At 61.9% G+C, this 23,292-nt stretch carries 30 protein-coding genes; 4 read left to right on the top strand and 26 right to left on the bottom strand.

The window, feature by feature from the left end:
* Nucleotides 1–14 precede the first annotated feature (14 nt).
* The 26 genes from VNC39_RS01665 to VNC39_RS01540 all read right to left on the bottom strand — a co-directional run bounded on the left by VNC39_RS01665 (nt 15) and on the right by VNC39_RS01540 (nt 21,625).
* Nucleotides 15–1,130 (bottom strand): phage baseplate assembly protein, encoded by a 1,116-nt coding sequence (locus tag VNC39_RS01665; protein ID WP_325395534.1) that lies wholly within the window; start codon nt 1,128–1,130, stop codon nt 15–17.
* A complete protein-coding gene (locus VNC39_RS01660; RefSeq protein WP_325395532.1) occupies nt 1,127–2,350 on the bottom strand; it encodes a DNA circularization protein in 1,224 nt (407 codons plus the stop codon). The genes VNC39_RS01665 and VNC39_RS01660 overlap by 4 nt, the downstream gene beginning before the upstream one ends.
* Nucleotides 2,347–4,014: a hypothetical protein gene (locus tag VNC39_RS01655; RefSeq protein WP_325395530.1), complete on the bottom strand. Its 1,668-nt coding sequence runs from the start codon at nt 4,012–4,014 to the stop codon at nt 2,347–2,349. The genes VNC39_RS01660 and VNC39_RS01655 overlap by 4 nt, the downstream gene beginning before the upstream one ends.
* A gap of 156 nt (nt 4,015–4,170) precedes the next feature.
* Nucleotides 4,171–4,458: a phage tail assembly protein gene (locus VNC39_RS01650; protein WP_325395528.1), complete on the bottom strand. Its 288-nt coding sequence runs from the start codon at nt 4,456–4,458 to the stop codon at nt 4,171–4,173.
* Nucleotides 4,455–4,829: a phage tail tube protein gene (locus VNC39_RS01645; protein ID WP_325395527.1), complete on the bottom strand. Its 375-nt coding sequence runs from the start codon at nt 4,827–4,829 to the stop codon at nt 4,455–4,457. The genes VNC39_RS01650 and VNC39_RS01645 overlap by 4 nt, the downstream gene beginning before the upstream one ends.
* Nucleotides 4,830–4,841: 12 nt before the next feature.
* Nucleotides 4,842–6,341 carry a phage tail sheath C-terminal domain-containing protein gene (locus VNC39_RS01640; RefSeq protein ID WP_325395525.1) on the bottom strand — a complete coding sequence of 500 codons (1,500 nt, stop codon included), beginning with the start codon at nt 6,339–6,341 and terminating at the stop codon, nt 4,842–4,844.
* Between the two features lie 3 nt (nt 6,342–6,344).
* A complete protein-coding gene (locus VNC39_RS01635; RefSeq protein WP_325395523.1) occupies nt 6,345–6,941 on the bottom strand; it encodes a hypothetical protein in 597 nt (198 codons plus the stop codon).
* The gene (locus VNC39_RS01630) at nt 6,938–7,264 is read right to left on the bottom strand and encodes a head-tail joining protein (protein ID WP_325395521.1); all 327 of its coding nucleotides are present in this window, start codon (nt 7,262–7,264) and stop codon (nt 6,938–6,940) included. The genes VNC39_RS01635 and VNC39_RS01630 overlap by 4 nt, the downstream gene beginning before the upstream one ends.
* Nucleotides 7,265–7,271: 7 nt before the next feature.
* Nucleotides 7,272–7,586, bottom strand: a complete 315-nt coding sequence (locus VNC39_RS01625) for a hypothetical protein (protein ID WP_325395519.1) — start codon at nt 7,584–7,586, stop codon at nt 7,272–7,274.
* A 66-nt stretch (nt 7,587–7,652) separates the two neighbouring features.
* Nucleotides 7,653–8,690, bottom strand: a complete 1,038-nt coding sequence (locus VNC39_RS01620) for a major capsid protein (RefSeq protein ID WP_325395517.1) — start codon at nt 8,688–8,690, stop codon at nt 7,653–7,655.
* A 26-nt stretch (nt 8,691–8,716) separates the two neighbouring features.
* Complete coding sequence (locus VNC39_RS01615) at nt 8,717–9,370, bottom strand: head decoration protein (RefSeq protein ID WP_325395515.1); 654 nt, start codon at nt 9,368–9,370, stop codon at nt 8,717–8,719.
* A gap of 27 nt (nt 9,371–9,397) precedes the next feature.
* Complete coding sequence (locus VNC39_RS01610; protein WP_325395513.1) at nt 9,398–10,168, bottom strand: hypothetical protein; 771 nt, start codon at nt 10,166–10,168, stop codon at nt 9,398–9,400.
* A gap of 10 nt (nt 10,169–10,178) precedes the next feature.
* Nucleotides 10,179–11,045: a S49 family peptidase gene (locus VNC39_RS01605; protein WP_325395511.1), complete on the bottom strand. Its 867-nt coding sequence runs from the start codon at nt 11,043–11,045 to the stop codon at nt 10,179–10,181.
* A gap of 3 nt (nt 11,046–11,048) precedes the next feature.
* A complete protein-coding gene (locus VNC39_RS01600; protein ID WP_325395510.1) occupies nt 11,049–12,719 on the bottom strand; it encodes a phage portal protein in 1,671 nt (556 codons plus the stop codon).
* Between the two features lie 5 nt (nt 12,720–12,724).
* Nucleotides 12,725–13,051, bottom strand: a complete 327-nt coding sequence (gene gpW / locus VNC39_RS01595; RefSeq protein ID WP_325395508.1) for a gpW family head-tail joining protein — start codon at nt 13,049–13,051, stop codon at nt 12,725–12,727.
* Entirely contained in the window at nt 13,051–15,192 is a 2,142-nt protein-coding gene (locus VNC39_RS01590) for a terminase gpA endonuclease subunit (protein WP_325395506.1), read from the bottom strand. The genes gpW and VNC39_RS01590 overlap by 1 nt, the downstream gene beginning before the upstream one ends.
* The gene (locus VNC39_RS01585; protein ID WP_325395504.1) at nt 15,167–15,715 is read right to left on the bottom strand and encodes a helix-turn-helix domain-containing protein; all 549 of its coding nucleotides are present in this window, start codon (nt 15,713–15,715) and stop codon (nt 15,167–15,169) included. The genes VNC39_RS01590 and VNC39_RS01585 overlap by 26 nt, the downstream gene beginning before the upstream one ends.
* A gap of 162 nt (nt 15,716–15,877) precedes the next feature.
* Nucleotides 15,878–16,609 carry a hypothetical protein gene (locus VNC39_RS01580; protein WP_325395502.1) on the bottom strand — a complete coding sequence of 244 codons (732 nt, stop codon included), beginning with the start codon at nt 16,607–16,609 and terminating at the stop codon, nt 15,878–15,880.
* Between the two features lie 143 nt (nt 16,610–16,752).
* The gene (locus VNC39_RS01575) at nt 16,753–17,196 is read right to left on the bottom strand and encodes a DUF6362 family protein (RefSeq protein WP_325395501.1); all 444 of its coding nucleotides are present in this window, start codon (nt 17,194–17,196) and stop codon (nt 16,753–16,755) included.
* Nucleotides 17,193–18,044 (bottom strand): hypothetical protein, encoded by an 852-nt coding sequence (locus VNC39_RS01570; RefSeq protein ID WP_325395499.1) that lies wholly within the window; start codon nt 18,042–18,044, stop codon nt 17,193–17,195. Before VNC39_RS01570 ends, VNC39_RS01575 begins: the two co-directional genes overlap by 4 nt.
* A complete protein-coding gene (locus tag VNC39_RS01565) occupies nt 18,044–19,555 on the bottom strand; it encodes a replicative DNA helicase (RefSeq protein ID WP_325395497.1) in 1,512 nt (503 codons plus the stop codon). The genes VNC39_RS01570 and VNC39_RS01565 overlap by 1 nt, the downstream gene beginning before the upstream one ends.
* Nucleotides 19,552–19,824 (bottom strand): hypothetical protein, encoded by a 273-nt coding sequence (locus tag VNC39_RS01560; RefSeq protein ID WP_325395495.1) that lies wholly within the window; start codon nt 19,822–19,824, stop codon nt 19,552–19,554. Before VNC39_RS01560 ends, VNC39_RS01565 begins: the two co-directional genes overlap by 4 nt.
* Entirely contained in the window at nt 19,824–20,288 is a 465-nt protein-coding gene (locus tag VNC39_RS01555; protein ID WP_325395493.1) for a GcrA family cell cycle regulator, read from the bottom strand. Before VNC39_RS01555 ends, VNC39_RS01560 begins: the two co-directional genes overlap by 1 nt.
* A complete protein-coding gene (locus VNC39_RS01550; RefSeq protein WP_325395491.1) occupies nt 20,285–20,746 on the bottom strand; it encodes a hypothetical protein in 462 nt (153 codons plus the stop codon). The genes VNC39_RS01555 and VNC39_RS01550 overlap by 4 nt, the downstream gene beginning before the upstream one ends.
* A gap of 59 nt (nt 20,747–20,805) precedes the next feature.
* Nucleotides 20,806–21,267, bottom strand: a complete 462-nt coding sequence (locus VNC39_RS01545) for a hypothetical protein (protein ID WP_325395490.1) — start codon at nt 21,265–21,267, stop codon at nt 20,806–20,808.
* 106 nt (nt 21,268–21,373) lie between these two features.
* Nucleotides 21,374–21,625 (bottom strand): hypothetical protein, encoded by a 252-nt coding sequence (locus VNC39_RS01540; protein ID WP_325395488.1) that lies wholly within the window; start codon nt 21,623–21,625, stop codon nt 21,374–21,376.
* On the opposite strand from VNC39_RS01540, the gene VNC39_RS01535 reads away from it, so the two are divergent.
* The 4 genes from VNC39_RS01535 (at nt 21,617) to VNC39_RS01520 (ending at nt 23,284) form a co-directional block, all read left to right on the top strand.
* Nucleotides 21,617–22,051, top strand: a complete 435-nt coding sequence (locus VNC39_RS01535; RefSeq protein ID WP_325395486.1) for a helix-turn-helix domain-containing protein — start codon at nt 21,617–21,619, stop codon at nt 22,049–22,051. The genes VNC39_RS01540 and VNC39_RS01535 overlap by 9 nt on opposite strands.
* A 420-nt stretch (nt 22,052–22,471) precedes the next feature.
* The gene (locus VNC39_RS01530; RefSeq protein WP_325395484.1) at nt 22,472–22,627 is read left to right on the top strand and encodes a hypothetical protein; all 156 of its coding nucleotides are present in this window, start codon (nt 22,472–22,474) and stop codon (nt 22,625–22,627) included.
* Nucleotides 22,624–22,869 (top strand): hypothetical protein, encoded by a 246-nt coding sequence (locus VNC39_RS01525; protein WP_325395482.1) that lies wholly within the window; start codon nt 22,624–22,626, stop codon nt 22,867–22,869. The genes VNC39_RS01530 and VNC39_RS01525 overlap by 4 nt, the downstream gene beginning before the upstream one ends.
* Nucleotides 22,870–23,116: 247 nt before the next feature.
* Nucleotides 23,117–23,284 (top strand): hypothetical protein, encoded by a 168-nt coding sequence (locus tag VNC39_RS01520; protein WP_325395480.1) that lies wholly within the window; start codon nt 23,117–23,119, stop codon nt 23,282–23,284.
* Nucleotides 23,285–23,292 lie beyond the last annotated feature (8 nt).

The raw sequence follows: 23,292 nt of genomic DNA, 5'->3' as shown, positions 1-23,292 counted from the left end.
CGTTCGCAAAACGGTTAAAATCCACCGGCGCCCGTCCAATCTATGCCCGAGCCCTTGCGACCTTTCTTGCCTTTCTTCTGGCGAAGTTCGCGCGGATTCGGCTGCGCGGCTTGCACCGGCGTCAGTGTCAGCACTGTCTCGTGACCGCCATTCGCCGTGAGGCGGAACAACACCGAATAGATCAGCAGATCCTCATTGACGCCGATAACCGGCGCGATGATCGTCACCATCAGGTTTGGCGCCCAGAACGTGCCATCATCCTGGCGCCACCCCACCACGGTCGCCGTGGCCTTGGTGGAGCGGCCCAGCGCGTAATTCAGATGCCATTGCGCCTGTGTCAGCAGGGACGCCTGCCCGGTGGCGGATTCGGCCATAAACACCTTCGGCCGGAACCGCGTTACCGAGCTATCCGTGACGCTGGCGACCTGCGCCGTCTGCACTTGTGCACCGGCTGGTGTCGTCTGGCCTGATGCCCCAAGTTGGGCACTCAAGCCGGCCTGGCCTTTGACGATGTACTCACTGAAGCGGTCTGTGGAGGTGATCTCCGCCGAGACAGCCTTGAGATTCACGCCCTGCATCAGCACCGTGCTCGACTTGGTGGTGCCGGCTGTCACCAGGAGCAAATTGCCGTTTGCATCGTCGATCGCGATCACGCCGGCGACGACGCACAGCCGGTCGAGGAAATTGAAGGCGGATTCAGCGGGCTGGATCGTCACGTCCGGGATGACGACGTTGGCGAGATCCGTTTGCACGTCGCAGCCGATCCCGAACATCTGGCAGAGTGCACGCGCTACAGCCGCAACCGTGTAGCCGGAGAACTGCCCCGCCGCGACATTCGGCGAGCAATCCACCAGGTCCTGCGTCTTGCCGCGGCCGGTGATCCGCACCGAGTGTTCGTCGGCCTGCAGGCTTGGCAGATAGCTGTCGACATAGCCTGCGAACACCTGCTCACCGCCGACGCTGATCGTCGCTGGCGCGAGGGGCAGGATCGGCCTCGTGCTGTCCGGCCACCGCTCTGTGACCTCGAGGTCGAAATCGCTGACGCAGCGATCGAGCCCGCGCCCCCACGACACGGCCGTCCAGCCAGAGTAATTCTGGCCATTCACGGTCAAAACCGGAATGTCGGTCATGCTGCGGGCCGCAACCAGCTGCCGGTTGGCGGCATGAAGATCGGGTGGGGCACGTCATTGAGCGCCACCAGGCCGGGCGCCTGGGTGCCGTCCTGATAGAGGCGTTGCGCCAGCGCCAGCGCTGGCATCACACCTGCAACCGAATAGGTTGCCAGGCTCGGCAGGTTCTGCGCGTCCTGCGCCATCTGCGCCCTTGCTTGCGCAGAAATCGCGCGCCAGGCGCGGAACAGATCGAAATTGCCGGCGTCTGCCGCGGCCGCCACCTGCACATCGAGCAGGCACTGCAGCTGCTCGGCGGCGGCCTGCGCCTGGTTCGCCGATTGCCAGTCAATCTGCGCGTAGACCGTTAACACGGCGACCAGCGCCGCGCCCTGGATCAATGAGATCAAGGCGGCCTGTGCCACACCCAGCGCCGGCACGGCGGTGGAGGGCTGCGTCGGCAGCGTTGATCCGAAACTCGCCAGCGCGAGCAGGCCGCCGGAGGGGTCGGCGGAAAGCGGCTGTGTCGAGGTCACGCCCGCAACCGGATCTTCCAAGGCCGGTTGCACCGGCTGCGCGGCGATCACATTGTTGGCGGCTGCAGCAAAGGCAGCTGTCACCGCCGAGGCCGTCGTCGTGCTGTCGGTCGGATTGGCCGCAAAGCCCGACGTGATGCCCGAGACCGTCGATTGCGCCATCGCGTTAAACTGCGCATCGGCGTTGCTGAGCTGGTTGCCGACCAAAGTGGCGACAACGCCAGACAGGATCTCAAGACCGACGCTGGCGATGTAGGCATCTTCCAGAAAGGGCACCAGGCTATTGAGCCCAGCGAGCAAGGTCGATACGGCGTCGGTGATCGAGAGCGGTGAGGCTGTGCCACCATCCAAGGAGAATTCGATATCGATCGTCGCATAGCCGCCGACGGTCCGCGTCTCACTCGAGCGGATCTTCCCGACCCAAACATTGAGAATGCCATAGGTCGGATGGATCAGCGTCCCGACCGTCGAGCTGTTCTCCAGAGCGGTCTCGAGCAGGGAGCGCTCGAGGACCCACAGATCTCCGGCCACATAAGCCTTGATGGAAAAGACGCGCGGCAGCCGGCCGAGATCTTCCTGGCTCGGATCGTTCCTGAGCGGGAACTCGTGGGCAACCAGCCGGCGCCCCGACTCACGGTCCGTACCCTCAATCAGGAACGGGACGCCGTTGAACGACGCCGGCAGAAGATCATCGAACCAGCTCATAGGACGCCCGTCGCCATGCTGGAGTGACCGAGATTGACCTTCGGTTTGGGTGCCGAACCACTGCTCTGCACCACCGCGCGCGTCCCGGCTGGCGCCGCCGGAATATGGATCGTGACGTCGAGCTTGCTGCTGTCGCCGGCTGCGCCGGGCACAGCCAGAGGCGCGCTGGGCGGCAGCCACGGCAGCGCGCCGCTGGCGGCATTGGAGGTGCTCGTCGGGGCGCCGCCGTGTGCCGCACCATGCCCGCCGCCCATCCCCAACATGGAGGTGAAGGACGTTAGCCGCGATTCGAGTCCGCCGATCGTATTGCCGATCGGGTCGAACACGCGATGGAACCCGCTATCGATCACACCCCAGACCGCGCCAAGTTCCTTCGCGACCGTGTTCCAGTGCTCATACAGCTCATAGGCCGCGGCACCTGCCGCGATGGCGGCGATGGCGATGGCGCCAAGGGGATTGGCCGAAATCACCAGATCCAGCGCCGCCATGGCGTTGCGGACCGATGTCATCGCCGGCACCAATTCGACCAGTTCGAAGCCAAACATTGCGATGGACTTCACGATTGGACCAGCAACGGCAAAGCTGAGCCGCGCGAAGCCAGTCGCGAGGCTGGCAAGCGGTGCCAGAAAAGGCGCGCCCATCACCACGGCTGCACCGATCATCACGGTCTTCAGCCCCCCCAGGTCATCGACGAGTTTTCCCGTGCTATCCGCGAACTGCATGGCACCGGAGAGAACGCCCTTGAAATCAACCTGGGAGAGCGTGTCGGAAAGGCTTGCGATGGCCTTCTGGACGTTGGTGGCGATCCAATCCCGATTGGCGGCCGTCCAGTCGGCGACGGCAGTAATGATCGGCGTCAAGACTGGCGCAAGCTTGGCGCTGATATCGTCCGTCAGACCGGAGATCGAGGTCTGCATATTCTTCCACGACTCGTTGAACTTCTCTGCCGCGGAAACGTCCTGTTCGCTGAGCGTGTAGCCGTATTTTTGGAAGGCGTCCTGATATTTCGCGAGGCCAGCACTGCCCTGCTCCAGCATCGGCAGAAGCTCAAGGCCCGCGCGACCGAACAGCTGCTGCGCCATCAAGGCCTTCATGGCTGGGCTGCTGGTTTTCGCGAAGGCATCGGCCAGTTTCGGCAGCACATCCGCAGCTCCAAGGATCTGGCCGTGCGAGTTGCGCAGCGCGATATGCAGGTGCTGAAATAGCGCCAGGGCCTGCTTATTCTGCCCCGTGGCCGCCGCACCCATGACGCGGTTGAGCATACCCATCGAGCGCTGCATGCCATCCGTCGACACGCCCGTCTGCAATGCCGCATAATTCAGTGCTTGCATGCTCTGGACAGAAATGCCGGCGATACGCGCCCCGATCGAGAGCTGCTCGGTCGCCTCGGCAAAACTATGCGTCATCTCCACCAGTCCGGCGACTGAGCCCGCGGCGCCAAGCGCTGCGAGCGGCCCCAGAATCTCGCCGATCTTGCTGCCGACTTCGCCAGCCTGCTTTCCGAATTCACCGAAACGGTCCGTCAGTTCATGAATGCCTTCGGTAGCGTGCGAAAACAGTTTCTCGTGCGGCGTCATCATCTTGTTGGTGTGCGCCCCGACGGCGCCAAGGTGCTTCAGATTCTCTTCCATCTTGAGAATCGGCGCCGACCATTTGTCGACCACTGCCAGAACTGATTCGTAGACCTTAGCCATGATGCTTGGATTTTAGCTCTTTTCTGATCCGGTGGAGCTGCTCGACGTGGAGTTCCAACAAGCTCACGCGGAGCGACATGATGTAGGCAATGTCGCCCCAGCTATGGGCTGCGTTGAAGTAGAGATTTAGGAGGCTTTCTCCGCCGCCGTGTCGCCGAAAAAAACCATGACTTCCTCCATGGCGCTCAGCCAATCCTTGGAGCTTATCATGTCGACCACCTCGACCGGCACGTCTGCGCACCAGGCGATCAGCTTGCGCATGACCTTGGCATCGATCTTGCCTTCGCGATCGATGTCTGAGCCTGAGGATTTGAACGGCACGCCGCACTCGGCGAGCGCGATACCGTTGGGCTCGCGGAAGTTCAGCTCGGCATAATCCTTGCCGAGAAAGGAAACGGTTTTGCGAAGTTTCATGATGCCACCAATTGTTCATTGCAAGATGATCCGACGAACACGACCGGGAACGATCCGTCCTCTGCATTGAGTTCCGTCGCGTCCGTATAGGTCCCGTTCGTGAGCGTGTAGGATTTTCCGTTGGTCAAGCTGATCGCGATCGTGCTGCCCGCGATCTGTGAGATGTTCACGATCGATAGACCTCCCCAATCGGAGAAATCGCAGGAGATGCTCGGCGCGTCCGCCGTCTGGGTAAAGACAACCGAACCATCCTGGTTGACGATCGGCGCGCGCTTGACCGTGCCGGGCTTCACCTTCGCACTTCCGCGCATCATGTACTGCACGCCATCGATCTTGATCGTGGCGATGCCACCAGTGACTATCGCAGCCATGTTTTTGCTCCCTTACGAGGCGGTGCTGGGGTTGAGGGTGAACTGGTTGTTCACCGCGAACATGCGCAGCCCTTGCGCGAGCGCCGGCGTCCACAGGATGTCGCAGCGGTCCGGGTTCGCGGCGTTGATCTGCACCTGGGTGTTGGCGAGCATAAAGGCCGCACTGGTAACGAGGCCGGCTGCCTGCATCAGATTGTACTGCACACCGATCTCCGCCTTGATGTCCTGCGGCGATACGAACGGGCTGCCCGGGCCGGCAGGCGTGCCGTTCGGCACCAAGATTGCGCGCGGATATTTCTGCGTGAGCGCCGCTTTGAGCTGACGCGTGATCGCCATGAGCGTGAACATCGTCTCCACGTCGAGATAGCTCTGGTCGGCCACGCCAAAAGCGTTCCTTTGGTACGTCGTGACCGAGCGGACGATCGTGGGGTTACTGTAGGAACTGAAGCCCGGCACCGCGATGCCGTTGCTCAGCAACTGCTGCTGGCTCGCGTAATTCCACCAATTCTCCTGCTGCGGGGCCAGCACCGTCTGCATGGAGAGCGTTTGCAGCGGGCGCGAGGCCAACGCCCGGGTGGAGACGGCCACGGCCCCGGTCCAGTCAGTCGCCCAGTCCCAGGGTGGGCTGGGGCTGCCATCAACACCCACGATCGTCTGGTGCTGGTCGTTGATCGTGCCGCCGGTGGTGAGCAGGCTGCTGATCGTGCCGGGCTGCATCGTGAAGATATGCCCATAATCCTGGCGGTTCCATGCCCAGCGCCCGGTCGCGTCGTTCATCAACGAGGTGAACATGGCGAGTTGGCTCACGCCAGAATAAGGATGCGCAATGAAGTCATAGGGCGCATCGCCGATTGCATTGGCGACAAACCCCATGTCCGGATCGATCGCGCCATTCGCCATCGGCGTGATGGTGACGCTGGCTCCCTGAGGGAGCGACTCACCCGCCTGCAGGCCGCGGTAGTTCAGCCGGATATCGATGTTGTTCCCCTGAACACCGCCGTGCACAGCCGTCAGCGTAACCGTGCCGGCCGCAGATGTGGCGTTCAAAGGCAGATCCAACGTCGCGTTGATCGCCGCAGCAATGTTCGCCGCGATCACCGTTCCGGAGTCGCCGATATTCACGCCGACCGGAATGCTCATGCCCGCGACATAGAGCGCGATCGCGCCCGGCAAGGTCGCTGGGCCCGTGACGACGATCGAACCCGTCGCGGCGACGGCACCTACGGCATCGGGAGCTGGAAGGCACCAGGCGCCGGAATTATCCTGCTGGGAATAGGTTGAGAATTTGCGCCCCAGCATCGAGCGCGCGCCGAACAGGTTTCGTGCCACGCCGAGCGACGGCACGAACACGGGCACCGCCGGTTGCGCGTTCGCGCTCTGGCCGATCAGCAACGTCGGCTGCTGGGTGAGGTTGACGCCAGCATTGACGTTAGAAAATTCGACGAAAAAGAGCGGGACGAGATTGGCCTGCGGGATATTGGAAAACGCAATGCCACTCTGACTTGCGGACATTGTTCAAGACTCCTGGTTGGGGGGAAGCGTGATCGTGGCGCCGATGAGATCTTCCCCGGCGGCCGTCTGGGCGGTGAGTTGAACCTCGGCGAGCGGCGCGCCATAAGCACCGAACGGCGCGGCACCGGTAAAGGGCGCAAGGAGCGGCTCAAACACCTCGGTCCATTGCAAATCAAAGGTGAAGATCACGTAGCCTTCATAGCGCTCGGAAACGACCTTCATGACGAACTTGCGATCGATGGCGCGGATGCGCTGCAGCGGCGGCGCCACAAAGGCGACATAGTTCAGCAGCGATTGAATCTGTGTTGCGAGCTGCTCGGTCTGGTCCTCGACATCCTCAACTGGCGCGCCGGACACGTAGCCCGTGACGATCAGCTTGCCGACACTGTCGAATTGACGCGGTGCATCGCCCTGCCATTCGCCGTGAACATCATCCATCCACACCAGGATGACCGGCGATTCTTCCGGCGCCAGAGGGTTGGACCGTGTGTTGAAGACACGGTCCTCGGCCAGAGTACCGATCTGCTTCAGCAGTTCGACCGTCCGGCGACGCAGCTCGCGCGGGAAATCATCGATAGTGAGGATTGGCGCGTTGTTCATGCCCGGGTATTCGCCAGCGTCAGGAGGGCCTGGCCGTGCCCATCAAACTCGGGCGGCGCCGCGACTTCCCAGAGGACGCCGGCGACCTTGACCTGATCATGCAGCTGCAATTTCACGCCAGGCAGATCGCACAGCCGCAGGGCGAGCGTCGGCTTCACCACCGTCACCATCATCGCCGTCTGATTGTCGATCTGCTCGAGCGTCGAATAGCGATTAAAGATCCCGTTCACCGGTACGGCGGCGCCGCGCGCCGGCAGATAGGTGGCCGGCTGCGCGAACGCGTCGAAGCATGGCCCCAGCACCAGTTGATCGAAATCGATCATCGACCGGCTACTGCGCCGCTTCGCTCGCGCTCGTGGCTGTGGTCTTGGGCAAAGCTTCCGCGGCGGCCTGATCGACCCGCGCGGCCTCCACCGGCGCCTCGGCCGTCAGCTTGGCAGCCACAGCGGCGCTGGAAGACGTCACCTGCAGGTGCCCGTTCTGCAGCATCGCTTTGACGTCTTTGACCGACAGGACGCCGGATGCGATGACGGTCCCTTTCTTGATCACCTGCGGGCGCGTGCCCATCGGCGATCCGGCCGGAACATAGTGAATATCGACCATCGCCTGATAGTTTGTCGGCGTCGTCGAAGGTTGAGTGGCCATCTGTCATTTCCCCATGAAAAAGGCCGCCCGAGGCGGCCTTATACAGTTCCAGTGAACGGCGTTCGCTTAATCCGGCACCGCGTCCATCGTGCCCGACATCAGCGTCTCGGGGCGATTGCAGATGAACAGGGGGTAGGAATAGACCTCATTCTTCCACCAGCTGTTGCGATCCCTGTCGAAGATCGGCAGCACATATTGCTCCTTGCCGAGCGTATTGACCCAAGGCACGAACTCCGCCGGCGCCAGCACGCGCTGGAACACGCCCGGCGCCTTGGCCGGGAAGAACCGGCATTTGTTCGTGGCGATCGAGATCGTGCTGGCATCGTCGGAGCCGCGATAGTTGAACCAGTCGATGCCACCGAAAGACATCGCCTCGAATGCCTGGCCCTTGCGGAGCTCGGCGGCGGCGGCCCAGTTATAGAAGGTCCGGGTCACGTCGACGTGGTTGGTCAGTGCGTCCCAGAACTCGTCGCCGCAGAGCGCCATCACGCGCGATTGTGAGGTGAACGCCCCCTGCGATTTACGGGCGATCGTCCGCACAATCTCATTGCACATCGGCCGCAGGGTGTTTTCCTGCTGGGCCAGCAGGTTGAAGGCGACCTCCGGCTCCGGGGTGATGCCGAACTCTTCAAACCAGTTGAACAGGACCGTGTCGTCAGCGTCGCGCAAGATCCCTTGGATGGCCCCGAGGCGCATGCGCTCCTTGGTGTACTCCATCGAGGCAAGCAAGCCAGTCGGGCCGCTGAGGCGGCGCGCGACTTCCTTCTGCACCTGCATCAGGACCGATTCCTGGCCGAACTCGCGGACGTCCTGAATTTCGTCCGCGTAGACCGTATCCTCATGCGCGATGCGTGGACACTCGAAATAGCGCGCCTGGCGCTTCTCGGTGGTGCGCTCGGTCGGTGGCGTGCCGCGCTCGCTGGTCGGGACAACGATCAGCTTGCCCTGGCGCTGTTCGACGGCGACCGCCTTGGTGCGGATCGGAAACGGATCGAACAGGTTGAGCTCGCCGATGCCGGTCGGGTTATAGGGATTGCGCTCAACGCCCTCGGTCAACTGGACCGTGGAAAAGGCGTCGTTACGAAAGACGTTCAACGATACCATGGAAAGATGCTCCGGTGGGTTCGGGGTTAGCGGGCGATGACGCCCATGGTGGCGAGGGCGGCGAGCGCCTGAGCCTGCAGCGTCGCGACGCTGGCCGAACTCGTCACCGCCGGATCCCACTGCAGTTCGGACAGGTTCACCTCGCAGGCGCGGGTGACGATCGTCACCTTTTTGGAGGTGCCGGCCTCGACCCAGACCCGGTTGTAGAGAATGCCCATCGCCCCGGTGATCGCGCCACCAGTCCAGCTCTCCCAGATGTCCATCTGCTGGGTGACGTCCAGTGTGAAGGAATCGCCGGCCACGAAAGCGGTACTGCCGGCGGTAAGGGTGAAGCCAACCTGGTCGGCGAACGCCGTGCCGACCGTCGCCTCGCCGATCAGATCACCGCTCGGCGCCACGACGTTGAATTCCGTCGCGCTGGTAGCGGTCAGCGTGTAGGTGCCGAACTCGGCGCCCTGCAGCACCGAGAGGCTGCCGATCGTACCGTTGCCGGTGTTCGTGCCATGTGCGGCTGACACGATGCCGGCGCCCTGCTGGGCCACGACCAGACCACCTTCATACAGAATGTCGGAAGCGGTGGAGTTATTCAGGTCGCCGAGGTCACGGGAGCGGTGCCCGTTGGCCTCGGAGACCATAAAGGCGCCGTCATAATATTGCTCGTAAATCACGGGGGAAACCATGTCTGATTCTTTCTTGCTGCGGCGCGCTTAGCGCTTGCCCTGCGTTGATGTGAGGACCTTGTCCCAGCTGTCGGCGATCGCCTTGGCCGAATTGCTTGCTGGCACGCGATCCGGACCGGGACGCGCACCGGCGTAGCGATCCATGGCCCGGCTGAGGCCCCCGCCAGACGAAGCCGCGGGGGCCGCCTTCAGCAGGCCGATCGCCTCGCGGCGGCCGAGCCGGGTGTTGAACGCCAGATGCGCGGCATATTCGATGTTCCGGCCTGCGGCCTTGCAGCCAAAAATCGCGGCGCAACGCGCCTGCTCACGACGCCGCGCTGCCGCCGCCGGACCCCGGCCGCGCATCTCGGCATCCGCATCATCATCATCGGCATCATCGTCGTCTTGATCGTCGGACTGATCGCCGTTCGGATCATCATCGTTGTCGTCATCATCATCCGGACCATCCGCGCCGTCATCGCTCGGATTGGCGTCATCGTCGTCGGTCTGGTCCGATGCACGGCGCTTGGCTTTCTTCGCTTTCTTGCGGCGGGCGCCGCGCGCCGGCTCCTCTTCCGGATCGCCCTCGGCATCGTCGCCGCCATCGTCCGGCACGGAGTCCGGATTGCCGGGATCACCGTTCTCGTCGTCCTTGAACGTTTCATCCTGATCGGCGCTACGCGACCGGCGCATATCGGAATCGTCATCATCGGCGCGCGGGCGGCTTGCCGTGTTCCGGCGCGCGGTGCCTTTGCCGATCCCCAGGAACGAGGCGAAACTCGCCGCCCCGCCCAGCAGGTTATTTCGCATTGTTGCCATGTCTCGTCCTTCAGGTTTTGAGCGATTTGAGCAGCGCGCGGAACGCCGCATCCGGTGCGGCCACCATGTCAGCCAGGCCCGCGCGCAAGCCGTCCTGGCCAAGGTATGTCGTCGCCTGCTGCGCCGCGACGGCGCTCGCCTTGAGCTTGCGGTTGCGGGCAACGGTGTTCACGAAGAGCTGGCCGATCGTGTTCACATCAGCCTGAAAGCGCGCGCGCGCCTCGGTGCTCAGTGGCAGCACCTCACTGCCGTCGGCCTTGCGGGCGCCGAATTGGATGATGTTGACGGTGATGCCGCCTTCGCTCAGCGCCTTGGAGATGTCCGCGATCATCGAGATGACGCCGATCGAGCCGGTGCCCCCGGTGCGCGGCACCGAGATCTGATCGCAGGCCGAGGCAATCGCGTAGGCGGCGCTGAAAGCATTCTCGTTAAGCATCGCCCAGATCGGCTTGCGGCCGCGCGCGCGGAAGATCGTGTCGGCGAGATCGAAGCAGCCCGCCACTTCGCCGCCGGGGGAATCGATATCGAGGACGATCGCCTTGACGTCATCATCGTTCCAGGCGTCAAGGAAATTGTAGCGGATTCCGTCATAGCCGGTCATGCCGGAATAGGGACGCAGGCTGCCCAATTTCTGCACGAGACAGCCTTCCACCGGGATAATGGCGACACCGTTCTGCACCAGGTACGCCCGATCCTCCGCACGGTCGTCCTCGTCCATCTCGAAATTTCCGAGCGCGACGGGCGCGCCGGCGTTGAACAGATGCGCGATGCCGAGGCGGTCGGCGAGCGCCGCCATGACGATTTCGGCCTTGGCCGGATGAAGCGCCAGCGGCACGTTGAACATGCGCTGGGCCAGATGCGGGAAACGATGGTGCATGGTCTACTGCGGCTCCGGTGTCCGGGCGATCTGCTCGGCGATGCCGCCGCGCTGCCAGTCGGGTTGGTTGATGCCCTGGTCTTTAAAATATTCCTGCTCGACCTTTCGTTCGTCGGCATCGTCCTGCCACCAGGCGCCGTTGATCTCGGCGCTGGTCCGCTTCAGCGTGCCGAACCCGCCATCGAGCCCCATGAGCTCGCCGGCACGCTCCTTCACCGGATCGATCCAGCCACGTCCCGGCCCGATCCAAGAACAGCGGGCATATGCGGCGCGCATGGCAATGAAGTCCGGTGCCCCATCGGGCAGCGGAAGCTTGCCCTGATCGAACATTTCCTCGAGGAGGCAGACATAGATCGGCGTCGCCACGCCGGTTGTGAAGTTCGCCCGCCGGCGAAGCATCGTACGCCATACGCTCAGCATGGCCGCACGGGCAGAGCTGTAATTCGTCTTGCTGTAGTCTTTCGAAATCTCCTCAGCACTCTCCCCCGTGGCGGCGCTGATGCTACGCAGCACGGTATGCTCGAAGACATCGAAATCGTCCGCATCCCCAAGCACGGACGTAGTTACCACATCCTCCCCAGGCGCCAGTGTCTTCACGTCCATGCCGTTGATCTGCAGACCTTCCTGGCCGAGCGCGTAGCGCATCTTCTGGTAGCCAGAGAGGCGCAATTCGGTCTCGTCGTCTCCCGATTGCATCGCCTCACGGATCTGCTCTGAGTCGAATGGCGATTTCAGGAAGAATCCTAAGACGGTCTTCATGATCTTCGCCTGCAAGGCAACCTGGTCATACTTGGCCAGAACCTTGAAGCGCGCCAGCACCGGCGTCAGGATGCCCACCCCGCGGTGTTGGTCAGCGCGATCGCGATCACAATCATGGATGACCAGCGGGCGGCCCCATGCCGTCTCGCGCTCAAACCGATCCCAGATCATCGATAGGCCAGTGTCATAGTAATCGTTCTGGTGTGCGCGGCGAATGTGGTAGGCGATCGGCGCGCCGTAATTGTCGACCTCGACGCCACCCCGCATGAAGTGCGTGTCCATCATCTCATACGGATTCGAGAGACGGTCCGGGTCGATAACCTGGATCGCTGTGGCGTAGCGGGCCGCGCCGTAGCCGACACGTTCAGGCATCCAGAGCGGCATGCAAAGCGCATCGCCATCCATCAGCTTGTGCCGGGCAAGCAGATAGAAATTCTGCGTCATGCTCATCGAGCGCTTCACGTCGCAGAAGAACAGCGGATCGTCGGCCCAAGTACGCCACTCTGCCATTACCGCGCTACGAAACTGCGCCGCCCAGGCAGCATCAAAGGCAGGGCCGAACTGCCATGCCAGCGCCCGCCAGTTCGGCTCGGGCACAACATGGAAGTTGCTGCCGACCATACCGTCGGCAATCCGTGCGATCGAGCCGCTGGCCCAACCATCGTTGCGGACGAGATCGCGGTGCCGGGCCCGGTTAAGATCGGCGTCGATGTTGATCTCGTTGTCAGGCGACTGGTTGTAGGGGAACCAATCCCCGACTTCCTGCCCGTAGAGCATCGTCGCATCGTAAGGCCAAGGCGAGCGCGATGGCCCCATCACGCCGGCGCGCGGGCGTCCTGCCTGCTTCCGCACGGCGGCCACCACCGAGCTCGGGATGTCCCGGCCCGATTGATCAATGATGCCCGATTTTTTCATACGGCTCAGATCCGAAACGAAATTGGCCGACGACGGGTGATGCCCAAGGCACGTTCAAGTTCGGCGATCAGACGATACAGGTCGGTGGCGTTCGTCTTGCCGTACTCGACGCGGCGCTGTCCCGTGCCCTCCGCGTAGCTGACGCTGACCGGCTTGCTGCCGGTCATCACCGCGATCAGCGCGTCCTGCGCCTGCGTCAGCGCGGCCTGCAGCATCGCCACCGGGTAGCCCGTGAAGGGCCCGCGATAGCGACGGCCGATGCCCGGCGTGATGCTCTGCATCGGCGGGATCAGCGTGATCGTATAGGTGCCGGGAGGATTGATGCCGGACATCAGCGCTTCAGCGGCACGGAGTTGATGATTTTCAGCGGTGGCATCTTAAAGCGGCTCTTAACCGCCGAAGCCGTCGCCGGCGTCGCCTCTCGCGGCGGCGACGCTGCCGTGGTCGCCGCCGCCGCCGCGCGTTGCTCGCCGCTGGCGGCCGCGGCCACAGCGATCACGTGCGAGTTGCTCTTCCAGTCGCGCGCCCAGACAGGCGGAGCCTCCCATTTGATGCGGTTGATTCCCATCATGAAGGCCAGCACATGCGTGCCCACCATCAGGTCGGTCGCTTCGTTGCGCGTGCCGTCCTGGCGTGGTTTCCACCTGCCGTTCGCGTCCCGCTCCTCGGCCACCAGCTGCTCGAACCAGGGATGGGGCGGCGCGTCCGCCGCCAGCGCCTTGGGGAATCGGACCGACCAGTTTGCGCCGTCGCCGAGGATCAGCTGCGCGGCCAGGTCATCCTTGAAGCTGTTCGGGTTGAAGATTCCGAGCGGGACCTCGCCTCGCGCCTGGGCAAAGCGATCGGTGCGCTGGGCATTCGGATACACCACCTGCAGCCGCGGCGCCTGTAGGGTGGACGCACCCTTCATCGGCAGTACCGACCAGGCGGGGCGGCCGTCGATCCGGCCATGCAGCCGCGCACCCCGCCGCGCCTTCAGCCGTTTCCACGCCTCATAGGATTGCAGCGTCACACCGGCGGCGCCGGCGGAGTCAAATCCCACGGCGACCGCCTTCATGCCACGCCTCATGTCATCCTCGAGCGGCCAGGCCGTCTCGGTGGCGATCGTCAGCACCCGATCCCAATCGGCGGCGCTGGTGCCGGGCGTGGCCGGGATCGTTTGGAAGTCGATGACGACACTGCCGCCGCCCTCGCACCAGCCGCGCGCGAGCAGCTCGAAGCGGTTGATCTGGACGTCGATCATCACCGTGATGAAGCGAACGCCGTTCGCGACGATGCCCAAGGTCAGATCCGGCTCGGCCCGCTCGGCGATGACTGTCGCATCGATCGTCTCGCTGCTCCGCGAGCGCGCGAGTGGAATGCCCCATTGCTTGGAGAGCACCTCGGCCAGCGCCTTGCGATCATTGTCGCGTGCAAACTTCCGTTCTGCCCGGGCGCGCGCCACCGCGAGCCCGCCGATCCCCCCAAGGATGAACGGGGACATCGCGCCGACGATCCAGAAGCCGGCGGTGTCGCGCTGCACGAGTGCCCCGGTGACGGTGCCATCCTCATCGATGTCCTGGCCCTTGCCGACCCATTTGCCGGTGAGGTTCATCGCGTAGCGCTGGCTGTCCTCGATGATGCAGCCATTCACCGGGCAGCACAGCCGCGCCATGTCGCGGATCTCGTCATCCGGTGCGGCGGCATCATAGTCGATGGTCATGACGCGCGACGCGGTCGGATTCGGCGAGCTATAGGCGCCGCAGCTTGGGCACTGCCAGAACCATTTGCGCTGGTCGCTGTCGCGGTACAGCTCCATGATACCGGCATTCCAATCCTTCGTCTCCAAGCCGTTGGCGAGATCCGGGTGGGACAGCGCGACCAGTTTGGACTGCGCGCCGAAGGTTTGGCGCCGGACGTCAAGCAGCGGTTTCGCGTTGGGCACGCCCTTGCAGATCAGATCCCATTCATCTGCCAGGATCCGCGGCGCCGACTTCATGGTGAAGTTGCTCATGATGCCGGCCAGGAACTGCACGGACATCGAGCCGAAGCGCTTGAAGAACAGGCTGTTATCCCGCAGCAGGGCATGCAGCTCGGGATGATCGTTGATCATCCGGGTGATGTTGATTTTCGACTCGGTGGAGACCTGCGGCTCGCTCCCCGAATACCACAGCATGTCCGCCGGGTCGCACAGCGCCGTGGTGAACAGCCAGTTACGGCCGATCTCCGATTTCCCACACTGGCCAGGACCGACGATGACTTCCGTCAGGAACTCCTGGTTGGAAAGCTCTTCCATCGGCTTGATCAGATAGGGCGCCTGGTCATGGTTCCAGCGCCCAACATAACCACCACCCTCATTGCTGAGATAGCGACGGGCGGCCGCGTAGTCGGCAACGTTCGCCGGCTCGGGCGGCAGCAATGCCTTGAGCGCCTCGGCGACCAGCTGGGCCGCCGGGTAGTAGCCGGCGCTAACCGAAAAGGCTGGCTGGCTCATCGGCCCCATCCGTTTCCAAGGCGGCTTCGGTCTCGCGCACGAACGCGCTGCGCACGTCCATGAACTCGCGCTCCAGGGCGCGCTGCACTGCCTCCGGTAAATTATGCGCCCGGCAAACCCGCGTCACCGCACTGGCCTGCATCTGGCCGAAGCGCCGCAGCGCCTGCTCTAGCGCCGTCCGTACCTCCGCCGTCTGGACGAGGAAGCGCATCTCGCGCAATTCGTCGCGCTGGAGCTGGCGCAATTTCGCGGCCTTGATCTCATCATCGAGCGAGATCGGTGCGCCCGCTTCGCTCTTGCGACCGATCGGCAACGTCAGCTGCGCCAGCGCCTCATTGCGCTCGGCATCTTTGGCCTCTTCCTCGGCACGCTTGGCCTGCAGGAACTCGATCACCGCCTCGCCGTCAAAGCGCCACGACTTCCCCAGGCCGCCGCGCTCGAGCACCGGCAGATCCGGGTATTGCTCGACCAGGCGCTGCGCCGTCGGCAGCGAGCAGCGCAGCATCTGCGCCAGCTCTCTCATGTTGACTTCAAGCGCCAACTGAAAACCCAACAAAAACGGGATTTTGACCGAGCAAAGCGCGCCCCCAACCGGGGTGCGAATTACCCCTGGAGCGCGCCCTATGCAGAAGGGACCCGTGGAAATACGCAATATTATTGCGCAATGATGGAAGAGACTGCCGCATCATTTCGTACCAAACTGTGTGAGCGCGGCGTCGAGTTGCGCGGGGAATGCGGCCTGGGCTTTGGCTTGTACCAGCCCGTAAAAGTCGAGCCGCTCATGATAGGTCGGCGCCCGTACGAATGCCATGACAGGTGCGACCTTGTGCGTCCCGACTATCTCGTAGACCCCAAGCGGTTCACCGGTAATCCGGCTCTTGGCCACAAAGAACTGCCGCTGGGGCCGAGGACGTTTGGCCAGCTTCTGCCGTGTGGAACGGTTGGCGACATAGCCAACCTGCGAAAATGCCTTGAGCGCCGAGAGGATCTGCACGATCTCGCCGGCCGACTGGTTGCCGTACTGATCCAGCTTCGCACCCTTGCCCGGCGCAATGAACTTGTCAGCCGGGAGAATGCCCACGATCCGCAGCGCCTTCTCGCTCGCCTTCACATGACGATCACCACCTTCGATCTCAGGACCGAGGTAGTTCTCCGCCGGCGTACCACCGAAATCGCGAAGCAGGACCGCACTGGCCATCGTTTGCTTGGTTGCGGGCTTAGCGCGCGCAGCGCCGAGCGCATACGGCGTTGGGTTCTTGAACACGCGTCGCATGTCATCCTTCACTTCGTCACGCGCGATGACGGCGGAACGAGACAGTGCGACGACCGCCGCGAATGGCAGCACATCCCTGAATTGCTTCTTCAGGTCGCCTGCCAGTGCATCTGTCGCACCTTTGAAGGAAATGAACTCGGCCAAGGTTTTCCCAATAAAAAACCCGCCGGACCTTTCGGTGGCGGGTTGAACAACAAGCTTCACAACATCGAGTGGCGCATCTCCGAACCACTAGAAATTTCTATCGGATATTTTGGGGCGATTCGGAAGCCTCTTTGAAATTATTTTTAAAGCCCTTTTAAAATGTTCCTGATGCCGTTGGCATGAACACGCTGCACCGCCTTATGGTCCAGACGCAAAACATCTGCCAAGCGCCGCCATGAAAACAGATAACGATCCGATAGCGGATGCCGAAGCGATCTCGCCTGCACGATACGCCGCATCGTCACCTGACCGGACGGAATGAATTTCATCCATCCATAGGCTTCGTCCATTCGCTTGATCTCTTCAATTCCCGGCCGCGGCAACCTCAGCTCTGGAGGAATGGTCCAATTATACGCATCCCAAATGTCATGAACCACGTCATGCTGCCGCTGCGCGAGACCGGGACGATACCCTGTGTCCTTCATCGCAATCAATGTCCGGCCAGCATCCTCGAGCCGCTCGATGATCAGCCGCTCAGTCCAGTCATCTGCGAAAACTTCGTGAACGACGTTCAGTGCAGCGCTCATGCGACCTCCGCCGGCTTGAAATCACGCAGGTTTGGCATTGGCGCGAAGCCACGGCCGCACAATTCCCAATCGGCCATGGCCGCGTCGTACTGGCGTTCCCATTCAGGCTTTTTCGCCGGCCTGGCGGCGATCGCCTCAGCGATGGCTTTGCTGAAATAGTTCGGCGTGGTGACACCGGGCCGCATTTTCCTAGTCACGACGTCGAGGATCATCGCTTTGTCAGCCCCATCTGCCAGCCATTGCCGGACGATCCCGAAATTCACGAAGGTTTTCGCCTGATCAATGCCCATCGCGTCCAGAACGGCATAACCGACCTCGGCAAACTCGGCTTGCGAGACGGTACTTACTTTTACCTCATTACTTGACTCTTTAAGTAAGTAAGTAGGGGTTTTCGCCGCATCGGTTGGCATTTCGGTTTCACTTTCGGTTTTTTTGGTTTTTCCGTCACCGCCAGGAATAGGCAGCAGCAAGGATTGCTGCCGCTGCGGCGGGGTTCCGTCCTTTCGTGGCCGACCACCGCTTGAGCCGTTGATTCTGTTGATTTCCGAGCGCGTTTTTGCCTTTTGAAGCATCGGACATCCGATCGCGCCATCACCCTCGCGCGCGAGCAGGCCGCGATCAATGATGGTTTTCAAATGGGTTTCGATTTCGGTTTCAGCGATTTGGATAAACAAAGCGATCTCGGTTTGGTTCATGATGTCAGAACCAAACCGCAAAACCGAAATGTCGCTGTTCTGCATCGCCGTGACGATACGTATCCAGACCAGCTGCGCCGTTGGCGCCAGAGTGACGACCCGTGGATCGCGCAGCGTGTCCAAAATCGCCGCGCTCGCACATTTTCTCGCCATTACGCATCCCCCAGAAAAGCGCTGCCCCAGGCAGCTTCATTGTCAGCCTCAGACTCATCCCGAAACCAGATCGTCTCCGCGTCGAAGCGCAGACGGCAGATTCCGGTCGGCCCATTACGGTTTTTCGCGATCGAGACGAGCGCCAGGCCGCGCGTTGACTCGACCTGATGGTGCCAGAGATCCGAGCGTTCCTGGAACGCCTCGGCGCTTTCTTTCTGGGCCCGGACGGGTTCGCCAGCCTGCATCAGGTAATAATGCGGGCGATGCAGAAACATCACGCAATAAGCGTCCTGTTCCAGCGCGCCGGTATCACGCAGATCGGAGAGCTGCGGCATTTTATTCTCGCGACTTTCATTGGCGCGGTTCAACTGCGCAAGAACCAGGATCGGAACATGAAGTTCCGCCGCCAAGATGCGTAGATCCCGGCTCAATTCAGTCATCCGCTCATAAAGCTTCTGCTTTTCCGCCGCGGCGGTCGCGCGCATCAAGGCGATATAGTCGACCACGATCAGATCGAGCCCCTTGCCGCGCTTCATGCGCCGCGCGCGGGCACGTAAGCCCGCGACCGTCAAACCAGGTCGATCGTCGAAATTGAGCGGTAGGCGATACGCATCGCGCCCGGCGCGCACGAGACGATTCCCCTCATCCATCGTCAGTTTCCGCGAGACAGGTCTGCCACCATGATCAGGCGGCATTTCCCAGCCCTTGCCACGAAACACCGAAGCAACCTCTATGCCCGAATGCGCGGCAGCAAGACGCGTGCCGAGCTGCGGCGCATCCATCTCACCAGACCACATCAGGACCTTGGCGCCATGACTGGCGGCGCGCGCAGCGATCCCGAGCCCAAGCCCGGTCTTACCCATCGCCGGGCGCGCGCCGAGCAGATACATCTGCCCCGGCATCAGTCCGGCCGTCAGGCGATCGAGCGCCGCATACCCCGTGGTGAGACCGGCCAGCGCACTGTCGCGCTCGCCCGCTTCGGTCGAGAGTACTACTGCCCGCGACACAGCATCACCGGCTGTCGAAAGCGGCTTGACCTCGCCCGCGCCGTCCGCGACGCGTGTCAGCGCGCCATCCAGTTCCTCAAGTACCTCCTGACCACTAACCCCGGTCGGCACGTAAGCCTGATTGATAGCCTCGGTGCAGGCCGCGATCAGTTCGCGCCGCAACCAGGCGTCATGCACCGCACGGCCATAATCCCCAGCGTTGATGATCCCAATCATGGAAGCGAGCAGCTTACCCAAATAGGATAGACCGCCAACAGCATCCAGTTCGGCCGCATGCTCAAACTCCGCCTTGAGCGTGACCGGATCAGCAACCTGCCCAGCCGCGATCCTGCTGGCGATTGCGCCGTAGACCCGGGCGTTGGCCGGGTCGGCAAAATGATGCGGCAGCAGAAATTCAGCAACGCTCTCGAACGCCTTATTATTCGCCAGCAGCGCCCCCAGCAGCGCCTGCTCCGCCGGGACGTTGCTCGGCGGAATGCGCATCACATTGAACACGTCGCTCATGCAACACCGTGGCAACTTGCTTTTTCTGCTTCGGTGCGGCGTTCCCTGCCGAACTGCACGCCAGCCACGAGAAACACCGCAGCATTTGACCCCGCGACCGTCGGCATTTCCGGATACAGCGCGTCAGCCAGGATGATTCCGGCGGCGACGGCTAAAGCCTGGTAGAGGTAAATATCCGCAACCCCAGGCGAAGCAGCCCTGACACCCGCGACAATCCTCTGCGCGGCGGCAGAGAGTTTAGCGACATCCTCTTGGAGTTTATCGTTCATTATGCCGCGTCCCTTTCTGACTCAGGTGCTCGCACATAGGCGATGGCGCAATGGTCTTGGCAGTAAGGCTTGCCGGCTTCGCTCGGGGCTTCGCAGAACCGAAAATCGGGCTGTCGCGGTGTGCCGATTGGAAACTGGCACGACACCGCGCGTCCGCTCAGCACTAGGCCCGGCGCAAGCGCAACGACGGGCACGGCCGGCACAATCAGGGACGGCGGCACCGCAGCGGCACAATTCTTCGCAGATTGACCCGGTGTGACCAGTTTTACAGGCTTTACTGCTCGCGCTTCACCAGAACGCCGGATCGGACTGGGTCGGGACGGCAAATGGAGGCGGTGCGCCTTACCCACCACTGAATTCTTCGACTTATTGAGCCGGCTTCCGATTTCGGACGAAGAAAGTCCCTCTGCCCACAACGCGCGCAGCTTCAGCACCAGATGATCTGGCCAACTGTCATCGTTCATAGCGCACCAATGATGGAGAATTTTATTAGCCCCATCTTCACCCGCGCCGCATTCACAGCGATAAGGTTGAGGCCATGGCCTTTTCGGCAAAGTCCCTGCCGCCACGCCCATTTGCGGGCATGTTCATAGCTGACAAGGATCATACCATCCAGAAAAAGTGCCTCCGGCTCTTTAGGAACCGGAGGCGAGTTCAGGGAGGAAACGTCCTTAGTCAGCGCACCCGCCGCCGGAGATGATCCGGCAGCCGCAGGCGCGGTATTCGCAGACGCGAGCGCTTGCGAATGGTAGTGGGCGATCTGACCGGTTCGTTTCAGACGCCCATAAGTGTTCATCAAATGCTTTACACTGTTCAGTCTCTCGCCCGGCAGAGCATTCAGCCGGCGCAAAATCTCAAGCCACACCGGCGGCGTTTTACGGGCACGCAACAACACCATGAGACTCAGGCGATCCTCAGTCATGGCGCCGCGGCGCCTGGTGCCAGTGTTCGTCATGATCTCAGTGCTGCAGTCCATTAACGCTACGCCGGAACACACATCAGAAATGCGAACGCCTCGCTGCTGACGCGGCGCAAAGTGTCCAGCTCACGCAGCAGATCCTGCCGTTCCTGATCGGTCAGCTTGTCATGGGCCAGCGCTGTGGCGGCTGTGGCGAACAACTCGCCGACATCCCGGCCGATCTCGGCCATCAGCGATGCCAGCACCCCGCGCTCACGCGGCATGTCTATCGGGACAAGCATATAGCCTTGAGCGCGCGCCAGTGCCGCAGTGACATGCGGCGTGCCGCCCACTCGCTCGAGGTCCATGACCACGTCAGCCGGAGCGAATGTGTCTTTTCCGGACACACCGTAATCAGCGATTTGACTACGCCCGACACGCGTGCAGCTCGCCGCCGCATCGATCCCGCCGAGATCGGCGATCACCAGCTTCATCGCCGTTTTCATGGCATTGTAGTCGGCAGGTGCGAACTGTCGCTCCGTCATATAATCCTCCAAATCGTTTGACCTCCGGACTAAATCCGGGTGACTGTTGCGGCGCAAAGGAGGACAAGCATCTCCATGCGAACGGTTGATTCCATCGAAAGGTTGCTCATGCTGCGCGTCGGCGAATCGCATCCGACTCGGCTCCGGGAAGTTTGCGCTTACCAGCGTAACCGTCCTGAAGATCGGACGCGGATACCGCCAGATCGACGCCGAGCATCGCCGATTTTTCGACAATTATGGCCCAAAACCGCGAAGGAATACCCCGCGCGCGCCAGTGCGAGATGTTGGCGGCCGTGGCGCCCGTCCATTTTCTCACGTTTTCTGTACCGAGTCGTTTGATGATTTCAGCATGGCCCATGACACGCCAAATAATCCAGATTGGATTATTTCGCAATCCATTTTGGAGTTCGACGTTGCAGAGGCCGTAATGTTACAGAACCCCATGCCGAAAACCGCCCGAAAGACCCCTCGCGCATATATGGAAGGCGTCGGAAACCGCATCCGCTGGGTGCGCGAATACGCCAATCTAGGCCAAACTGAGACGGCGAAGTTGTTCGGCCTAAATCAGGCGGCGTGGCAAAAATGGGAAGCCGGCGACAGGTCGCCCGACCCCTATATTCTTGTGGCTTTCTGCCGCCGGTTTCATGTGACGATGGATTATATTTTCAGAGCCGACGTTTCGGGATGCCACCGGGCTTTGGCGGCGGCCCTATTGGTTCAGCACCCGGAATTGAGCGAAGAGCTGCAATACACGGCTGTGAACACGGACAACAATCGGCTTTAACGCACGGCTTGTAGTGTAGCGATCCGGGGTTTTGCTCCCCATTCCTATAGTGCCGAATCCTCATTTCATTAGCCCTAGACCTCCGCAATGTCAGAGAGTGTTACCTAGATGTAACCCAACTTTAGGCATCGACAAGGCGTTTTTTTGCCTAGATGGAATCCATTTTGGATTCAGTTTTTCGCCATTATGGATTGCAAACTAATCCATAATGGATTAACGCTCACCATCGTTCCGCACGATGGAGGCGTTCATGCGTTCCAGTTTTCTCCCGTCAGCCCATACAGCTGAGACACCCTGGCAGACCATCCGGCGCCATAAGCATCAAGCCGCGGCCTCCGTCGCCGGGGGTGCGATCATTGCCTTTTCTGCCAAGTATATCGCCGCTGCATTGCTCGTTCTCTGGCTCCTGACAGGTGGCCAATGAACGAGATGTCGCTGTGCCTGGAGCGAGCGGTCGCGCGGGAGACCGAAGAGCGCATCGAGCACTCGAAATGGGGACTGCTCGTCATCCTTTCCATTGCGCTCGTTACCTGGGCGCCGGTCATCATCCTCGCCATCATACTGGTGCGGCTATGAACCATGTGCTGCCCCGTCCGGCCATCCGAGCTTTTCCCCCAACCATCGCCGGCGAACTGATCTTTCACCCCGCCGCGCCCTGTTCCCTTATCCGCGACCCGCGCACCCATCAAACGCTGCGCCTCGATGGCTGGTGGAAAACCCCGGATGGACGAACGCTTTATGCCGCGCTGTCCGCGCCAGGCTCGATCCTGCGCACAGCGGCAGAAATGGAACAATCGCCAGATGATCGGCCTCAGTGAACGGCGTTCACAGCGAGCTTTTTCTTCACCGGCCACGCACGGCCAAATTAGCAAAGGATGTGACGAAGAATGGCGAATTCCCGCCCGTTTCTGGATTTTCTACGTGAGCAGCGCAATGGCGTGCTGCATGACGAACTGAGCGACGCCCTACAGGAGTGCGTGGCTGCCGTGATGACTGAGGGGGGGGGTATCAACACTAACCCTCACCATCACTGTTAAAAACGCCAACGCCGGCGCTGGCGCATTGATGGTTACGGACGAGCTGAAAACGAAGCTGCCCAAGCCGAAGATCGGCGGCAGCATCTTCTTCGCGAGCCCGGAGAACAACCTGATCCGCGAAGACCCGAAGCAGCACAAGCTTCCGCTCAGCGAAATCTCGCAACGCCGCGAGCTGCGCGACGTCGGCAACGCCTGACCGGCATT

Source organism: Acidocella sp., assembly GCF_035535915.1.
In the GTDB taxonomy this organism is placed as follows: domain Bacteria; phylum Pseudomonadota; class Alphaproteobacteria; order Acetobacterales; family Acetobacteraceae; genus Acidocella.
The sequence above is the reverse complement of the archived record's forward strand: the minus strand, read 5'-3'. Positions and strand labels throughout refer to the sequence as shown.

What these genes read in the sequence shown, in the direction of transcription:
- VNC39_RS01535 (WP_325395486.1), top strand. Translation starts at nt 21,617, where the DNA reads ATGGCCCATGACACGCCAAATAATCCAGATTGGATTATTTCGCAATCC.
- VNC39_RS01560 (WP_325395495.1), bottom strand. Translation starts at nt 19,824, where the DNA reads ATGAACGATAAACTCCAAGAGGATGTCGCTAAACTCTCTGCCGCCGCG.
- VNC39_RS01645 (WP_325395527.1), bottom strand. Translation starts at nt 4,829, where the DNA reads ATGGCTGCGATAGTCACTGGTGGCATCGCCACGATCAAGATCGATGGC.
- VNC39_RS01585 (WP_325395504.1), bottom strand. Translation starts at nt 15,715, where the DNA reads ATGAGAGAGCTGGCGCAGATGCTGCGCTGCTCGCTGCCGACGGCGCAG.
- VNC39_RS01640 (WP_325395525.1), bottom strand. Translation starts at nt 6,341, where the DNA reads ATGTCCGCAAGTCAGAGTGGCATTGCGTTTTCCAATATCCCGCAGGCC.
- VNC39_RS01650 (WP_325395528.1), bottom strand. Translation starts at nt 4,458, where the DNA reads ATGAAACTTCGCAAAACCGTTTCCTTTCTCGGCAAGGATTATGCCGAG.
- VNC39_RS01625 (WP_325395519.1), bottom strand. Translation starts at nt 7,586, where the DNA reads ATGGCCACTCAACCTTCGACGACGCCGACAAACTATCAGGCGATGGTC.
- VNC39_RS01520 (WP_325395480.1), top strand. Translation starts at nt 23,117, where the DNA reads ATGGTTACGGACGAGCTGAAAACGAAGCTGCCCAAGCCGAAGATCGGC.
- VNC39_RS01540 (WP_325395488.1), bottom strand. Translation starts at nt 21,625, where the DNA reads ATGGGCCATGCTGAAATCATCAAACGACTCGGTACAGAAAACGTGAGA.
- VNC39_RS01590 (WP_325395506.1), bottom strand. Translation starts at nt 15,192, where the DNA reads ATGAGCCAGCCAGCCTTTTCGGTTAGCGCCGGCTACTACCCGGCGGCC.
- VNC39_RS01665 (WP_325395534.1), bottom strand. Translation starts at nt 1,130, where the DNA reads ATGACCGACATTCCGGTTTTGACCGTGAATGGCCAGAATTACTCTGGC.
- VNC39_RS01545 (WP_325395490.1), bottom strand. Translation starts at nt 21,267, where the DNA reads ATGACGGAGCGACAGTTCGCACCTGCCGACTACAATGCCATGAAAACG.
- VNC39_RS01570 (WP_325395499.1), bottom strand. Translation starts at nt 18,044, where the DNA reads ATGGCGAGAAAATGTGCGAGCGCGGCGATTTTGGACACGCTGCGCGAT.
- VNC39_RS01615 (WP_325395515.1), bottom strand. Translation starts at nt 9,370, where the DNA reads ATGGTTTCCCCCGTGATTTACGAGCAATATTATGACGGCGCCTTTATG.
- VNC39_RS01530 (WP_325395484.1), top strand. Translation starts at nt 22,472, where the DNA reads ATGAACGAGATGTCGCTGTGCCTGGAGCGAGCGGTCGCGCGGGAGACC.
- VNC39_RS01600 (WP_325395510.1), bottom strand. Translation starts at nt 12,719, where the DNA reads ATGAAAAAATCGGGCATCATTGATCAATCGGGCCGGGACATCCCGAGC.
- VNC39_RS01610 (WP_325395513.1), bottom strand. Translation starts at nt 10,168, where the DNA reads ATGGCAACAATGCGAAATAACCTGCTGGGCGGGGCGGCGAGTTTCGCC.
- VNC39_RS01635 (WP_325395523.1), bottom strand. Translation starts at nt 6,941, where the DNA reads ATGAACAACGCGCCAATCCTCACTATCGATGATTTCCCGCGCGAGCTG.
- VNC39_RS01565 (WP_325395497.1), bottom strand. Translation starts at nt 19,555, where the DNA reads ATGAGCGACGTGTTCAATGTGATGCGCATTCCGCCGAGCAACGTCCCG.
- VNC39_RS01550 (WP_325395491.1), bottom strand. Translation starts at nt 20,746, where the DNA reads ATGACTGAGGATCGCCTGAGTCTCATGGTGTTGTTGCGTGCCCGTAAA.
- VNC39_RS01525 (WP_325395482.1), top strand. Translation starts at nt 22,624, where the DNA reads ATGAACCATGTGCTGCCCCGTCCGGCCATCCGAGCTTTTCCCCCAACC.
- gpW (WP_325395508.1), bottom strand. Translation starts at nt 13,051, where the DNA reads ATGTCCGGCATCAATCCTCCCGGCACCTATACGATCACGCTGATCCCG.
- VNC39_RS01620 (WP_325395517.1), bottom strand. Translation starts at nt 8,690, where the DNA reads ATGGTATCGTTGAACGTCTTTCGTAACGACGCCTTTTCCACGGTCCAG.
- VNC39_RS01630 (WP_325395521.1), bottom strand. Translation starts at nt 7,264, where the DNA reads ATGATCGATTTCGATCAACTGGTGCTGGGGCCATGCTTCGACGCGTTC.
- VNC39_RS01575 (WP_325395501.1), bottom strand. Translation starts at nt 17,196, where the DNA reads ATGAGCGCTGCACTGAACGTCGTTCACGAAGTTTTCGCAGATGACTGG.
- VNC39_RS01555 (WP_325395493.1), bottom strand. Translation starts at nt 20,288, where the DNA reads ATGAACGATGACAGTTGGCCAGATCATCTGGTGCTGAAGCTGCGCGCG.
- VNC39_RS01605 (WP_325395511.1), bottom strand. Translation starts at nt 11,045, where the DNA reads ATGCACCATCGTTTCCCGCATCTGGCCCAGCGCATGTTCAACGTGCCG.
- VNC39_RS01660 (WP_325395532.1), bottom strand. Translation starts at nt 2,350, where the DNA reads ATGAGCTGGTTCGATGATCTTCTGCCGGCGTCGTTCAACGGCGTCCCG.